Annotated in this window: 8 protein-coding genes; 4 read left to right on the top strand and 4 right to left on the bottom strand. The window is 56.5% G+C overall.

Features of this window, described 5'->3' with window-relative positions:
* Positions 1–196: 196 nt before the first annotated feature.
* Complete coding sequence (locus tag H1204_RS00730) at positions 197–1,882, bottom strand: tannase/feruloyl esterase family alpha/beta hydrolase (RefSeq protein ID WP_180729396.1); 1,686 nt, start codon at positions 1,880–1,882, stop codon at positions 197–199.
* On the bottom strand, positions 1,879–2,988 hold the full coding sequence (locus H1204_RS00725; protein ID WP_180729395.1) for an OpgC domain-containing protein: 1,110 nt from the start codon (positions 2,986–2,988) through the stop codon (positions 1,879–1,881). Before H1204_RS00725 ends, H1204_RS00730 begins: the two co-directional genes overlap by 4 nt.
* A gap of 719 nt (positions 2,989–3,707) precedes the next feature.
* On the opposite strand from H1204_RS00725, the gene H1204_RS00720 reads away from it, so the two are divergent.
* From H1204_RS00720 to H1204_RS51125, 3 genes are all read left to right on the top strand, one after another.
* Positions 3,708–5,258, top strand: coding sequence for a restriction endonuclease (locus H1204_RS00720; protein WP_180729394.1), 1,551 nt, complete (start codon positions 3,708–3,710; stop codon positions 5,256–5,258).
* A 642-nt stretch (positions 5,259–5,900) separates the two neighbouring features.
* Positions 5,901–8,885, top strand: coding sequence for a site-specific DNA-methyltransferase (locus H1204_RS00715; RefSeq protein ID WP_198001211.1), 2,985 nt, complete (start codon positions 5,901–5,903; stop codon positions 8,883–8,885).
* 4 nt (positions 8,886–8,889) lie between these two features.
* Positions 8,890–11,913, top strand: coding sequence for a DEAD/DEAH box helicase family protein (locus H1204_RS51125; RefSeq protein ID WP_180729393.1), 3,024 nt, complete (start codon positions 8,890–8,892; stop codon positions 11,911–11,913).
* Positions 11,914–12,496: 583 nt separating this feature from the next.
* Here H1204_RS51125 and H1204_RS00705 read toward each other — a convergent pair.
* Positions 12,497–12,679 (bottom strand): hypothetical protein, encoded by a 183-nt coding sequence (locus H1204_RS00705; protein ID WP_180729392.1) that lies wholly within the window; start codon positions 12,677–12,679, stop codon positions 12,497–12,499.
* Between the two features lie 489 nt (positions 12,680–13,168).
* The gene (locus tag H1204_RS00700; RefSeq protein WP_243468645.1) at positions 13,169–13,366 is read right to left on the bottom strand and encodes a helix-turn-helix transcriptional regulator; all 198 of its coding nucleotides are present in this window, start codon (positions 13,364–13,366) and stop codon (positions 13,169–13,171) included.
* Between the two features lie 921 nt (positions 13,367–14,287).
* On the opposite strand from H1204_RS00700, the gene H1204_RS51120 reads away from it, so the two are divergent.
* On the top strand, positions 14,288–15,490 hold the full coding sequence (locus H1204_RS51120) for a zinc-ribbon domain-containing protein (RefSeq protein WP_243468534.1): 1,203 nt from the start codon (positions 14,288–14,290) through the stop codon (positions 15,488–15,490).
* Positions 15,491–15,530: the final 40 nt, after the last annotated feature.

Raw genomic sequence — 15,530 nt, 5'->3', positions numbered from 1 at the left:
CTGTTCGCACGCTTTCGATGCGCGCAAACATTACCGGAAGGCGTGTGATGACAGCAGATAGCAGCGCCTTGCGGGATGATCGCCCAATACTACAGGGCCGCTGCGTGATTGCGGGTGAAATGAGGGCCGAAATGTACGGTGCGCGACAGCGCTTTTATGGCTTCGTGCTGCGCGCTTTCATCTGACTAGCGAATGCTCAAGGTTCGCTGCAGACGAAGTTGTTTGCATCGTTGAGATTGCCCTTGCCGAGGTAGCGCGGGTACATCGGATAGCGGCACAGTGGACGCGAGCGGCCGTTCGTCGGCGGGGAGATGTCGGTGGCGAGCAGCGTTTCCGGAGAGACGCCGCGCGTGACCCAGTTGTCGAGCGCGCCGAGCAGATCGACAGATGGAATGAACACGCCGCCGCCATGCTGGAAGCCCGGCACCATGTAGAGACGCATGAAGGCGTTTACGCGCTCGTCGCCGTACAGGTCGACGAGGCGGTCGTAGTAGGCGATCGTCTGGTTGGGGCTGATGACTTCGTCGGCGAGACCTTGCATCGTGATCAGCTTGCCGCCTTTTGCGATGAAGCGGCCAAGGTCGGGATTCATTGCGCCGATGACTTGCGATAGCGTGATCAGTTGCTTCTGGTATTTGCCGGGGTGCTGTACGTCGAATTTGATTGAATCGAAGGTGGGGTCCTGGGTGACGAAGTAGCGGATGTAGCCGTCGGCTTGAGAGAACAGATAGCCGTTGCCGGTGAAGGTCGGCGATGTTTGACGCGCAGGGTCGCGTCCGAGTCCGAGCATGCCGTTCAGGCGCGTGCCCTGGAAGACGTTGTAGCCGTGGTAACCGCTGACGTCGTAGGCGAACTTGTACGGCAGTTTGAGGCCGTCGCGGAGGATGTTAAGTGTCGATAGTTGCGCATCGGTCAGACAGCCGCCTTCGTGGGCGTACGACGTGCCGCGATGGCAGCGCAGCGCGTCGATGATCTCGGGCTCGCGCTGGCGGCATGCGGCGACGTCGCTGATGATGCCGTCAGCCGCGCCGTCCAGCTTGTCGCAGACTTCGAGCGACTTTTGGTAGACGCGTTCGAGTAGCGCGGGTGGGACGAAGCCGCCGGGGGTTGCGTATTCGGCCTGGCCGAGGCGGATGCCGATCAGTCTTACGCCAGAGAAATTGAGCGCGGGGGAATCGGCGATTACGCCGTCGTAGTCGTCGGGGAAACGCTGCATCACCGTGTAGCCCTCGCGGCCCCCCGTCGAGCCGCCCGCGAAGTACATGCGGTCAGGTGGATGACCGTACATGCGTACGGTTAGCGCTAGGGCCGCGTCGTGGGTTTTCTTCAGATGCGCGTAGCCGAAGTTCACGACGGCTTCGTCGACCAGGCCGAAGACCGCGAGTGCGGAATTGCCGACGTGGCCGGAGTCGTCGCCAAAGGTTACGTAGCCCTGGGCTAGCGGTGCGCGGATCGGTGAGAACGGCATCACGCCGATGCCGGTTACGACTGTGCCGTTGTATCCGCCGCCGCCGACCTGCAATGCGCGGCCGTTCCAGCGGCGTGGCAGGTTCAGGTCGAAGCGGATGTCGGGTGTGGTGCCTTTTATTGCACGGATGACGCCCGTGATGCGGCAGAACTCGCCGGCGCCGTTGCCGGGGGTTTGGGCTGTGACTACGGTTGCGGATTCGACGTGGGCGCCGTGGGTCGGGAGTGCGATGGTTTCGGCGTCTAGCCAGAGATCGTTCAGGTCTGTGCAGCGGGTGGCGAATGGGGGTTGTTTTGGGGCGGTTGGGGTTGGGGTTTCGGGTGTTGCCGCCGTTGCTGCGCTGGCGGCGCAGCATAGGAGCGCCGTGCGTGCGAGCCGGAGCGCTGCACGCGGCCATGCGATACCGCGCTTCATCGGCAGTCGGCTCCGCTGACGACGGCGCGTGGCTGCGTCGGGCCCTTCCAGTCTTTCCAGAAGCGCGCGAGCAGCAGCACGGCGATGATCGCGACGAGGTCGCCGGCGAGCGCTGCCAGGCCGTGGGTCAGGCCGTGGATGCTGTGCGGTGTCGCTGTGTCGACAATCAGCGAGATCAGCGTGCCGCCGACGAAGCATACCAGGCCCGTTTGCCCGACCTTGATGACGGCTGGCGCTTTTTGCGCGAGTTTCGCAATGGTGCCGGCGCGGACAAGGACGACGGCAAGCCAGGCGATAGCGAGGAAGTTGATCACGCGTTCAATCGACAAGTTCTGTTTCAGGTGGCCAGGGAGTGGTTGGGTCAGGATGAAAAGCTTCACCACTGCGAAGGCTAGCACGGCTGTTAGGGCTGTTTTTGTAAACCATCGGCCGGGTTTTGATTCTAAGAAATGATCCGAAACCGGACGCTCACGGCACAGGATACCGATCACGAACATCAGTTGCCAGGCGAATGGGTTGAAAGCCCAGTCGCTGACGTCGTCTATGGCGAAGAGTTTGGCTAGGGGGACTGCTAGTGCCCAAGTTGTGAGGCTGGCTGTTAGGGCGGTGAGTGGAGCTTTTCGGGCTAGTGGGACGATGAAGGGGACGGTGATCGCGAAGATTACGTACATCGGTAAGACGCTTGATAGGTAGGGCTGGCGTCTGAGGATTGCTATGTCGAATGCTTCTCGGATTGGGGCTGCCGCGAATAGTGGCCAGCCTGTCAGGTCGACCATTGGGCGGTTTAGCTGCAGGAGCTGCAGGATTGCGCCTGAGAGTAACGTGAGGACCGCTGTTAGAAGGTAGGCGCGGTAGATCTCCCAGCAGCGCCTGTAGAAGCGGTTGTGGGCGGCCTTTTCGCCCTTCTTGCTTAGGACCGCGCCGTAGGCGGCGGCTGAGGCGTAGCCCCCGAGGCATACGAAGACTTCTGCTGAGTCACATAGGGCGTATGCGTGCAACATCAGGTGCTGCAACACCCCGCCCGGGATGTGGTCGAGCACGATCACGATCAGCACGATCCCACGGAAAAAATCCACTTCGATAGAACGCGGGCGATGCGGGTCCATTCGAAAGGCTCTTTTGGAAAAGTGCGGAGCAGGTAGCGCGGTTTGTGCAGCGCTGCGGGTCGCAAGGTGTCGGGGTTTACGTGGTGTAGGAACCGTTGCGAGTGAGAACGTTCCATGCTTACGCACGGTGAAAGATGATGTTGTGGAAATGAAATGGTTGGGGTGGGGAAGCAGCTTCGAGGATTGTATGGAAGAGATGGTCAGAGACCTCGTGGCCCTTCCAGCTACCGTGGCTCACACTGGACGTGCAGGAGCGGAGGACAACCCAACTCGCCTCCTTTATCCTTATTGGACAATCAATTAACGAACCGCCGTTTAAGACATACCCCCAAATCTACCCCCAAGCTTGATCGGCTACATGATTGGTCCGAGGACTACAGTCTGCTGATCTTGTTTCAGCCGGTCAGCGCGCCTCTTTGCCAACGAGGAAATTCATTTTCGTGCAATCAGCACGCTGGTTTCGTTCAGTCCGGGCTCGTCGATCGTCGGGCGGGGGAATTCTTTTGATCGACCAAAACGTTTCTAGAGGTCGCCCCCCGAGGGGGGGCCAGCAGCGGGAGGGGGGCGGAAGGCCTCCATGTAGTCGCATAGAAAATTTCAACCCATAGCCTTTAGTTACACTTGTTATTATGTACCGGCTGTACTTGTAACTATTGCTGCAGCTGACACGCAGGACATTTCAACAAGAAGCGAATTATCAGCCTCGGGGGACCTGGTCCATGGCACAGAACTATAACGCCGAACGCTACGCGCGACGGCTTGAGCGGGAGCTTGAACGCGAGACTGCACGGCAGGAGAAGCAGGAAAGACTGGACTACCTGGAAGACAGGGCGCAGGAAGCCGCTTCACTCACTGACGACCTGGACCGGCGCATTGCCGAACTTGAAAACCTCCTCCTTGCCAGAGTCAAGCAGCCGATCAAGGTGGAGTTCAAGAAGATGCTGACCGAGCGGGAGTACCCCCGGTTGTCGCTCGGTTCGCTTGATCTGGAAATCGCCAAGCCGCAAATGTGGCATCCGGATCGACCCCACCCTCTGCTCGGCTGGCTGCCTTGGGTGGCATCCGGGTATCGCAAGAAGTTCGAGGCAGCCCGCGCCAGGTTCCAGCAGGAGGAAAGCGACTACACCACGAAAGAGCAGGCGCGTCTAGACGAGGTGGCGAAGAAGCGCGCTGGGCATGAGGCGCTGGTTGCCGGTCTGAAGGCCGCCGAGACCGAGCGGCTCTCAAAGGTGAAGGCGTGGATGGCGGAGCTGGAACAGGGCGTTCCTGAGGTGATGCAGGAACTGTTCGAACGGATCCAAAAAGAATCGTTCCAGCACCTGCCAGAAGGCTTCAATCGCGACGGCAAGCTTGCATACGTGGCTGAGTCGAAACAGCTCGTCGTCGAGTTCGATCTTCCGGACATCGACAGCGCCATCCCTACAGTGAAAGCCTACAAGTACGTCAAGGCGACTGACACAATCTCCGAATCACCGCGCCCGGAAACGCAGCGGAGGGCACTCTACGCTTCCGTGGTGGCGCAGATGACGCTCCGCGTGCTGCATGAGATGTTTTCGGTTGACTATCACCGCCATCTTGAGTCAGTCGTGGTCAACGGTTTTGTCGGCACGATCGACCGTGGATCGGGACGCAATATCCGCCCGTGCATCATTACGGTCCGTACGACCCGTGATGTTTTCGAGGGGCTCGATCTCACCCGGGTCGACCCGATCGCGTGCCTCAAGACACTGAATGCCTCACTGTCGAAGAGTCCTGCTGAGCTGGCGCCGGTCAGGCCAATCCTCGAGTTCAACATGGTCGACCCCAGGTTTATCGAGGAGCGCGACGTCATCTCGACCCTCGACCAACGCGCCAACCTGATGGATCTCACACCAGGCGACTTTGAGGCTCTGATCACGAACCTCTTCGAAAAGATGGGCCTCGAAACGAAACTTACCCAGTCGTCACGGGATGGGGGTGTGGACTGCGTCGCCTATGACCCGCGTCCAATATTCGGCGGGAAGGTCGTCATACAGGCAAAGCGCTACAAGAACACGGTCGGCGTTAGCGCAGTCCGTGACCTGTTCGGCACCATGCAGAACGAAGGAGCCTCGAAAGGCATCCTTGTCGCGACAAGTGGATACGGCAAGGCTGCATTCGATTTCGCCAACAACAAGCCGATCGAGCTGCTGAGCGGCAGCAATTTGCTCTTCCTGCTTGAGCAGCACGCGGGCATCGTCGCAAGGATTGTCATGCCCGACGGCTGGAAAGATCCAGACGTGGAATATTAGGAACGCACGTGGAAGATTGTTTGCCGTTCGAGTATTGGGAACCATTCACCGTGTCAGAAATTCAAGCACATGCCCCGGTCTGTCGACTGGGCCTTACGCTTTTTCGATCCCTTACATGCGATGGCACAAATATGTGCCATCTGCGGGCTGCATGTTCCAATGTAGATTATGTAGCGAATTTTTCTTCCCTTTCTCTTCGACCCCGATCAACCGCACAAACTCTCTCATCAGAGGCGCACTATCGGCCTAAATGCTTGATTTTTATAGAATCCAGAATCGGGGCCCCAATACGCCCACAGAGCAAAAATCTTACACTCCCGCAAGCAGAGCGGCCTCGCTAGAATACGCGACGCATTCAGTACACTTCTCATAGAACTTCTCCAAGAAAGAGATCATCTTGGCTATCAAACGCCCCAGCACCGCCTCGAAAACTCAAGCGCGCATTGCGGAGATCAAATCCGCCATTCTGAAACTCGTCCCGAAAAACGGTGAGACCGTTGGCAACCTAGCCTTGCGAATGCATGTTGAGGGAAAACTTGGCACAACCGTGACCGAGGACGACTACGCGAATGCTCGCGATGCGCTGGTCGACTCCGGCAAATTGGTCAAGGGCAAGGGACGTGGGGCTCAGTCGCCCGAGCGTTGCAGGATGCCGAATCCTTCACCTTGTCCGCTCAAGAAAAGCCCGTCGAAATGCCTAAATCCAAGCAAGGGGAAATCACCCTTGCACAGGCTATTCAAGCCAAGTCTGAGATCAAGGCAAAAAAGGGAGACGATGGCGCCAAGATCATCGCCTACCAGCACGAGCAAAAGCGTAAGAACAACCCAGACGTAGGGGTAGTGACCCCTGAAACGGACCCGGAGCAGCCTAAGACCACTTGGGCATACGACCCACATATCGATCCAGCGCTTCAGTTTGACTCTGGCCGCGCCCAGACTGAAAAACTGATCGATGAGGCGCTGGCCAGCGGTAACGAAGAACGCATGCGCGCCGCGCTGGAGCAGTTAAAGCGCCAAACCTCGTCCTATCTGAACTGGGCGGGCAAGGCAGAACGTAACAGCTTCGAGGTCGATACTGTCAGCCTGCATGTACATGAGCGCATCGATCCGGCAACGATTCTTTCCGCGATTCAGAAACAGGTTCGGGCAGCGAAGAAGGGCAATGTCAGCGCCCAAGAGGACATGTTTCGTGCGTGGTTCGAGCAACCTTTACCGTTGCGTGAAGAGATCGAGTTCTACAAGCATGACCGGGGTTGGATGAACCGAATGATAGCGGGCGACTCTTTACTAGTAATGAACTCGCTGCTGCAAAAAGAGAGTCTCTCCGGGCAGGTACAGACGATATACATCGACCCGCCATATGGCATCAAGTACGGCAGCAATTTTCAGCCCTTCGTCAACAAACGCGACGTGAAGGACAGGAAGGACGAAGACCTGACCCAGGAACCGGAGATGATCAAGGCGTTCCGTGATACCTGGGAGTTAGGCATTCACTCATATCTCACGTATTTACGGGATAGGTTGCTACTTGCGAGAGAGCTACTACATGAAACTGGCAGCATATTTGTGCAGATTTCCGAGGAAAACGTACATCACGTCCGAGAGCTATTATCCGAAGTATTCGGAGATGGAAACTTCGTGGCCGATATTATTTTTGTTAAGGCCGGGGCACTCGGTTCCGTCGGATTGCCGAGACGGAACGATTACATAATTTGGTACGGAAAAAATCGTGATAAGACGAAGTATCGTCAGATATTCCTCGAGAAAAACCCAACAGAAGATATTGGGGCGTACCGGTTAGCAGAGGAAGATACTGGTCGGATTCGACCGCTCCGTACTGAAGATGACTTGAACGTTGTCCGTCCGCTTCGCTATGTTCTGATGACGAAACCTGGACCAGGACAGAAGTATTCGTTTGAGTTTCAAGGTAAGACAGTAGACTCTGGTGGCCGCTGGTGGGGATTCCCGCCCGAAAATCTCGAACGTCTTCGCAAGGCGGGTCGCATTGCACCCAGCGGGACTGACAGCATTCGATACCTGGATGATTTCCCTGCTTCGTACTTGTCAAATCTGTGGACGGACACGGCTACAGGAAGCGGCATGGGGAAAATATATGTGGTCCAGACGAATGATAAGGTCGTCGAACGTTGTTTGCTTATGACCACTGCGCCAGGTGACCTGGTTCTTGACCCAACCTGCGGGTCAGGAACTACCGCCCATGTCGCCGAGAAATGGGGCCGTCGGTGGATCACCTGTGACACCTCGCGCGTTGCTATCACGCTAGCGAAGCAGCGTCTGATGACCGCCGGCTTCAACTACTTTGAGCTCAAGTATCCCCATGAAGGGTTGAGGGGCGAGTTCATCTACAAGACCATTCCACACGTCACTCTAAAATCCATTGCCAACAATCCCGAGATCGATGAAATCTGGGAACAGTTTCATCCAGCCATCGAGCAGGCGTTGACCAAACTAAATGCTGCGCTAAAGGGTAACGGCACCTTCAAGGTAGACGGAGGTAGTCGCAAGGGCGAAACTCTTGACTTTACGAAGGGCGATACGTTGCAGGAGTGGGAAGTCCCATTTGACTTTTCCGTAGGTTGGAGGGCATCTGTGCGTGAGCCCTTTGACGCATTTCACGCCGCGCGGCAGCTGATGCAGAAAAAAATGAATGACTCCATCGACGCCCATGCCGATCAGGAGGTGCTATTCGACCAGCCGTCTATTTCGAGGGATAAGCTGCGCATCACTGGCCCTTTCACCATCGAAGCCGTGCCATTCCCGACTGTACTGTCGCTGGACGAAACTCAACCCGCGCAAGAGGCCGACGCAGCCATCGCTCGCAGCGGCGAGTCGCAACGCCAACATAGTTGGCGCGACGAATTGCTGAAAACTGGCATACGCGGGAAGCATGGACAACGGCTCGAGTTTTCCGAGCTAGAGACCTTGCCCGACACACGCAATCTGCATTGCAGTGGTCATGTCAAGGACACGGGTGAACGGGTGGTTGTGAGCTTCGGCCCTGAGTACGCCGCACTGGAGCAGCGGCAGGTGGAACTAGCCATGCGCGAGGCAGGTGACTTGTTCCCCCGTCCAAAGATGATAGTGTTCTGTGCTTTCTCCTTTGACCCTGAGGCATCCAAGGACATTGATGCTACTAAAGGCATCATTGCGCTAAAGGCATACATGAACACCGATTTGCTTACCGAGGACTTGAAGAAGGCACGCAGCAGCAATCAGAGCTTCTGGTTGATGGGTCAGCCTGAAATCACTGTAAAGAAGCGGAAGGACGACCTTTACCAGGTCGAAGTTCACGGCTTTGACTACTTCGATCCCAGCAAGGGAGAGCTGGTCAGCGGCGGGAAGAGCAAGATCGCCGCTTGGTCGTTGGATACGAACTACGACGAGCGCAGTCTTTTTCCGCGCCAGATTTTCTTCCCGATGGCCGGTGCCAAGGATGGTTGGTACAAGCTAACGAAAGACATCAAGGCGGAATTGGACGAGTCCAAGCTCGACCAGCTGCACGGCACGGTGAGCCTACCCTTCGCGGCTGGTGAAAACCGTAAGATTGCCGTGAAGCTTGTCGATGATCGGGGCATCGAGTCACTAAAAGTAATCGAGTTGGATTGAAGTCATGTCGCTCATTATTAACTCACCCTACGAGCGCCCGCAGCGCTATTGGCGTCAACTAAACGGCTCACAACTCGAACTGATCGACGGCCGCCGTCCAGCCGCCTATGAAGTAGTTGATACCCGAGAAAATCGCAGCCGCAGCGTGTCATTGGATTTCGTCAACCGCGTGCGTGAACGTGTCGACGCATGGCGTGAGGCAGAGTACCCGGGCATTACCACCGTGACGCGAGAGCTTCTTGCGCATTGGCATGACCGCGCCGCTCGCACTTTGCCGTTCTACTTCTGCCAACTAGAAGCCATCGAAACACTGATCTGGTGGGTGGAGGCGGCAGCAGATTTCAAACAAGGCATTTACCTTGAAAGTGATGGGGGGCTGTGGGAGCGCATCTGCAACAAGATGGCCACTGGCAGCGGAAAGACCACCGTGATGGCCATGATCATTACGTGGCAGGTATTAAACGCGTTGGCCTATCCCAAACGCAACAAGGATTTTTCCCGAGCCATCTTCATTGTTGCTCCAGGCCTGACCGTACGCGAGCGCCTGCAAGTCCTGCAGCCTGCGCACCCTGAAAACTATTACGATGCCTTCGGCCTGTGCCCAAGCTCAGCATTACGCCACAAGCTCAATCAAGTCGAGTTGCTGATTGAGAACTGGCATGCGTTGATGCCCCTTAAGGAACCCGAACGATCGGTGGTCAAAAAAGGCGTTGAAAGCGACGAGGCTTTTACCCGCCGAATCTTAGGCAAACTCGCAAGCTATAAGAACATCGCCATAATCAACGACGAGGCCCATCATGCTTACCGTCAGCGGCCAGAAAACAAGATCAGCAAGAAGGACGCTGAGGAGTTTGGGCTAGACCTAGACGAGGCCACGCGATGGGTCGAGGGACTAGACAGGCTGCACAAGACCCGCGGTATTGCTCGGTGTTTCGATCTTTCGGCGACCCCTTTTGTACCTTCGGGGCGTACCAATACCGATGCAGCGCTTTTCGGCTGGATTGTTTCTGACTTTGGCCTAAACGATGCCATCGAAGGCGGCTTGGTTAAAACCCCACGCATCGTGGTGCGAGACAGCAGCGTTCCCAATGCCCAGGACTTGAAGCCTAAGCTCTACCATCTCTACCGCGAGCCCGAAGTTCAGGACGATTTGAACCGAAAAGCAGCGCAGCCGCACGAGGCATTGCCGAAGCTCGTGCAGGATGCCTACACGTTGCTTGGGGCAGACTGGCGGAAAACTGCTGAGGCGTGGGCCGAAACTGATCGGACGGCGCCGCCACCGGTGATGCTGACGGTATGCAACCGTACTGAAACGGCCGCGCGTATTGAGTACTACTTTACTCGGGGTGACGTACTGTGGCCCGAGCTCAAGGCCCCCGATAAGACACTGCGGGTAGATTCGCGTGTGCTGGAGAAGGCCGAGATAGGCGAAACGGCCACCCTTGACTCGTTGGCCAAAGACAAGATGGCCGCGATCGTAAATGCTCTATGCAAGACTGATGCGCAGAAGGCTCGCTACAAGGCCGCCAAGAGGGTGGCTGACAAACTCTCAATTCTCGCCGAGTTGTGCGCCAAATCTGCTCGCGAGCTCTCTGAAATCCGGAAATGGCCAAACGCGAAAATTGAAGAGTGGCTCTTCAACAACGTTTCGATTCTAAAAGAGCAGCGTGATTACTTCTCTAGTGCAAAAGACTATGAAGTTCGCCTGCATGAAATTGTCCGTGCGGCAGGGCTATCCTCTGATGTCGAGGCGCAGTTGCTGGACCTAAATAAGGAGGAACTGCTGCGCGAAATTGTGGACAACGTCGGTAAGCGTGGCAAGGTAGGGCAGCGTCTACAGTCCGTGATTTCGGTGGCGATGCTCTCGGAGGGATGGGACGCCAAAAACGTGACCCATATTATGGGATTGCGGGCCTTCACAAGCCAGCTCCTGTGCGAGCAGGTCATCGGGCGTGGTTTGCGTCGCGTCAGCTATGAGACCGACCAAAACGGCCTCTTCATGCCGGAATACGTCAACGTATTCGGTGTGCCGTTGTCAATTTTCCAGAATGACGATAGCGAAGGCGTCTCGCCTCCCCCACCGAAGCAGAGTTTCGAGGTCCAATCTCTACCAGAGCGTAATGCGTTGGAAATCCGCTGGCCGAATGTGCTGCGCGTCGATCCAGTGGTGAAACCGGTGTTAGACATCCGCTGGGATTCCGTGGACGACTTGATCTTGAAGCCGGAAGAAACGCTTATCTCCGCCGACATCGCACCAGCACTCAGCGGCGCAACGGGCTGGGATCAGATCCATAGCATCAATCTCGAAAGATTGGACGAAGAATTTCGCCTGCAACGCCTAGTGTTCCTGGCCGCACGAAAAGCTTTCGAGCAGATGAAGTCGAACTTCAGCGGTCAACCAGAATACCTGACGTTCCAGCTGGTACGCATCGTTGAGCAGTTCATTGCCTCGGCTAAATTGCAAGTTCCAAGCCAATTCCACGCCGAACCGCTTCGCAAGCGTATCCTCATGACGTTGAACGTAGATACGATTGTCCAGCACCTATTGCGGCATGTGTTCGAGAACCACGTGGAGCGTGTGGAGTTGGTGTTTGATGAGGATTCGCCCATCGGCTCGACCCGAGACATGCGGACCTGGTACACAACCAAGCCGAACTTGCCGACGCGGAAATCCCAAGTCAGCCGCATCGTCGGTGATAGCGCTTGGGAGGGCTACGCTGCCAACGTGTTCGAGGGGTCAACTCAGGTATTTGCCTACGTCAAGAACGATCACTTGGGTTTTCAGATCCGGTACATGTGGAACGGGTCCCGCCGCCGCTATCTGCCCGACTTTCTTATCCGGCTGGCCAATGGTAAAACGCTGGTATTGGAAATCAAGGGCGAAGATGATGCGCAGAACCGCGCAAAGCGCTCTGCGCTGGATGCGTGGGTGACAGGAGTGAATCAACGGGGTGGGTTTGGCGTTTGGTGCTGGGACGTGGCGTTTGCGCCTGGTCAGATTCACGATATTGTGGCTAAGCACTCGTAGGATCGAATGCGGAGCAACGAATGTGCAGTGGGGCCGGAGACGATGGTTGCTACGGTGTGGAGCAATCCGGATAATCTGAACCCGCTGTCCACAGAATCGGCAGCAGACTACCGCCTCAATCGCGGTAACTCTAAAGCCCGGCGAAACTGCACGGTCAGTGCATTGGCAACACCGTCTAGCGGTTCATTTTCAGGCGGCGGAAACTTCTGAGGCATGTATGTTGCTGAAATCACGATGTGGCCGGAAGACGGATTTCTATCATGAGATAGAGTTGCTTGACGTACGCGCTCGTGTGCTAACTCGGTGGTGGTTAGATTGCGACACGGCTGTCAACGTACCTACCTCGGGTCACGCATGAGTGTGTCAGTGTTGTCAGCGCTTTTCGGATGTTCGGGCATTAAAACAGTCCCAGGATCTTGCAGTACCAGATTCCTCAACACGTTCGTGGCACTGACAACACAGACACATAGACGAGCGAATATTCGTCCCCAATCAGCGCAAGACTATTAAGTGCCGACGAATGCCCGCAGGCGGCGGAACTCACGCTCCAATACATTGATCGTTGCAGTAAGCAAATGCTCGCTCAATCCAGTCGCCCAACCCGCGCCGTGCTGACATGCGCCAGCACCAGCGACGCGACAGATTCCAATCTGTCGATGCGGTCTGCTATCTCGTCCAGCCTCTCAAGCACCGACTCGTGACGGTCCAGCTCGACACGCTCCAGGCGGTCCATTCGTGCAGTGTCGATTCGTTCTACCTTTGGCATCGTTTCCTCCTCCTGCCACGCTACGAACAAAGGTGGCGGGCTGTCTTACGTCCGTGGATGCATTTCTATCACTCCCTCAAGCTACATTCTGCTACCGGAGACGAATATCCTCAATCGCACTTAGACCAGTACAGTGCCTTCATCACGAGGGCCTAAGTTGGCCGTCTCGGCGCAGTGCGAGCTTTCGCAAGGTTTAGTTCGGGGGATCACAGGCTACCTATCGCGTGTGCCTCACGGATCAGTGTCGATCCCTACTGCAGCGCAGAGGCAACGGCTGCACAGCGAGCCTCATATACGCCGAGACGGACGGCTGTATATCCGGTGTGGTTGCCGTCCTCGACCCATTCCGCGTTTCACCGCTCCTTCCCAAGCAAATTGCCCGTTGAATGCACGATGTACGCGTGATGAAGCAGCTGGCCGACCATGACTACCGTCGACCTCTCAGAACAATTCGCCAACTGAATGAACGACCGATTGTTCGTCCCCGCGCTAGCAGAGGTTTTCCAGAACGCTCGCCGGGCTAACGCCCAAGACTCGGGCAAGTTCTAAAAATTCAACCACGTCGATTCGGCGCTCACCGATCTCGATTTTCGCAATGTACGACTGCGGACGTCCGAGGCGCGACGCCAATTCCGCTTGACTGAGCCCGCTCGCTTTCCTTGCTGTGACGAGGCGACCAAGTACCACACGGTATTCCGGAGTATTCGTGGATTTCACCAAGGCTGACCAAGAAACGGGAGCCTTGAGTAAGTAAACCTGTTTTGGGATAATCCCAAAATAGGATTGAAGGGGCCCGATCACGGACGCGGGTCAGGACTGTCTCTGTTCACTGCTGGCTATTGGGAATGTCGGGCAACTGTCATGGGCGCGAGGAAAAGCGAGAAGCGTCGCATCCGTTACTCGCAGCCAACTCTTGCTGCGGCCAATCCGGATTTCTTGCCCGAATGGGATCGCGAGCTCAACGGGGATCTCTGTCCTTCGGACTTGACGCTCGGTTCTGATCGTAAGGTGTGGTGGCGCTGCAAGGACAACGCCAAGCACTGCTGGCCGGCGTCGCCTTCCAATCGTTTCTACGGGGAAACCGGTTGCCCGTACTGCGCGGGCCGTAAGGTCGATGTGAGCAACTGCCTTGTTACGACTCACCCTAGTCTTGCGGCTCAATGGCACCCTTCCAAGAACGGCGAACTGTGCGCGACAGACGTTACGTCCGGTAGTCACAAAAAGGTTTATTGGATTTGTGAACAAGACCACGAATGGCTGGCCACGGTGAAATCGCGCGCGCGAGGCAATGGCTGCCCTTATTGCAGGGGGTATTACATTTCACCGGGACGTTCTCTGACCGCATTGCGGCCTGACCTAGCCGAAGATTGGCACCCTGAGAAAAATGGAACACTCCGCCCAACTGATGTAACGCTCGGCAGCGACGCGATGGTGTGGTGGCTCTGCCGGTACAGGCACGAATGGCAAGCCACTGTCCAGAGCCGCCACCACCTGGGAAGCGGCTGTCCGAAGTGCACGAGACAGTCGTCCAGGGCCGAAATCCGGTGCTTCTGCGAACTCCGTACGATATTTCATGACATCCTTCACCGAGAAAAAATCGGAGCGCATTTGGAAGCAGATCTGCTGATCCCGTCGCTACGTGTCGCCGTGCAATACGACGGAAAGCGGTATCACGCCAACAAGGTCGAGAAAGATCGCGCCAACACTAAAACCTTTATAAAACTCGGCTATCGCGTGGTGCGAATCCGGGATCGTTCATTGCCCAAGATTGGTACAAGCTTACCAATCGACGAAAGGAGCGACTTGTCCGTTCAAGATATCCAGCGGCTACTCTCGCTGCTGCGTACTGTCGCACTACCTACCAAACACAAGCGAGCCATCGAAAAATACCTTAATCGCGTTCAGTTTGCCGCCGACCAAGCATACGTCGACCTATGTTCAGCTCTCCCCGGCCCTTTGCCCGGCAAGTCCCTTCAGGACCTGTATCCCGAAATCGCTGCGATCTTGGATGTCGAAAAGAATGGGCGCCTGTCCCCGGCCAACGTCGCTCCAAATAGCGACATAAAGGTGTTCTGGCGATGCGAGCGTCACGGCGCCTACCTAGGCTCTGTCAAAGGTCGTGTTCAGGGAAAGGGCTGTACGTATTGCGCCCGACGCGTTGTCCTGCCAGGGGACTCGCTCTGGCATCTTTATCCTCAGCTTGCACGGGAGTTCCACCCAATCAAAAATGGTGATAAGCATCCGTTGCGGATTGCGCCTGGCACTGCAAAGAAATATTGGTGGCTCTGCAAGAATAACTCAAAGCACGAGTGGGAGGCTACCGTTCTTAGCCGAGTCAGCGGGTGCGGCTGCCCCATATGCAGCAACAGGAAGATCACCCCGGAAAATTCCCTCGCCAGCCTGGCTCCCCAAGTCGCCAGCCAATGGCATTACGAAAAGAACTTTCCGCTTTGCCCTGAGGAAGTAGGAAAAGGGAGCCACAAGGTCGTATGGTGGCGATGCCCAGCAGATCCAAGCCATGAATGGTCTGCTTCCGTAAAGAATCGTACTCGGTTGGGATCGGGCTGCCCGTATTGCAATGGCAAGAAGACCGACCCCAAGAGGTCCTTGGCTGCGACGCGCCCGGATCTGGCCCGTGAATGGCATCCCGACCTGAACAACCGGGCCGCCGACTCCGTGCTGCCTGGAAGCGGCCGAACCGCTTGGTGGCAGTGCAAGATTGATCCTTCGCACGTTTGGCGAGCGCGCGTCGATTCGCGCTGCAACGGCCACAAGAAATGTCCGTCTTGTTACCCAAAACAACGCAAGTAAGCTTAAGCGACCGCGAAGGTCTTTACAGGAGGGCAGCCCT

Origin of the sequence: Paraburkholderia sp. PGU19 (assembly GCF_013426915.1) — a bacterium.
In the GTDB taxonomy this organism is placed as follows: domain Bacteria; phylum Pseudomonadota; class Gammaproteobacteria; order Burkholderiales; family Burkholderiaceae; genus Paraburkholderia.
This window is presented reverse-complemented; position numbering and strand designations above follow the sequence as displayed.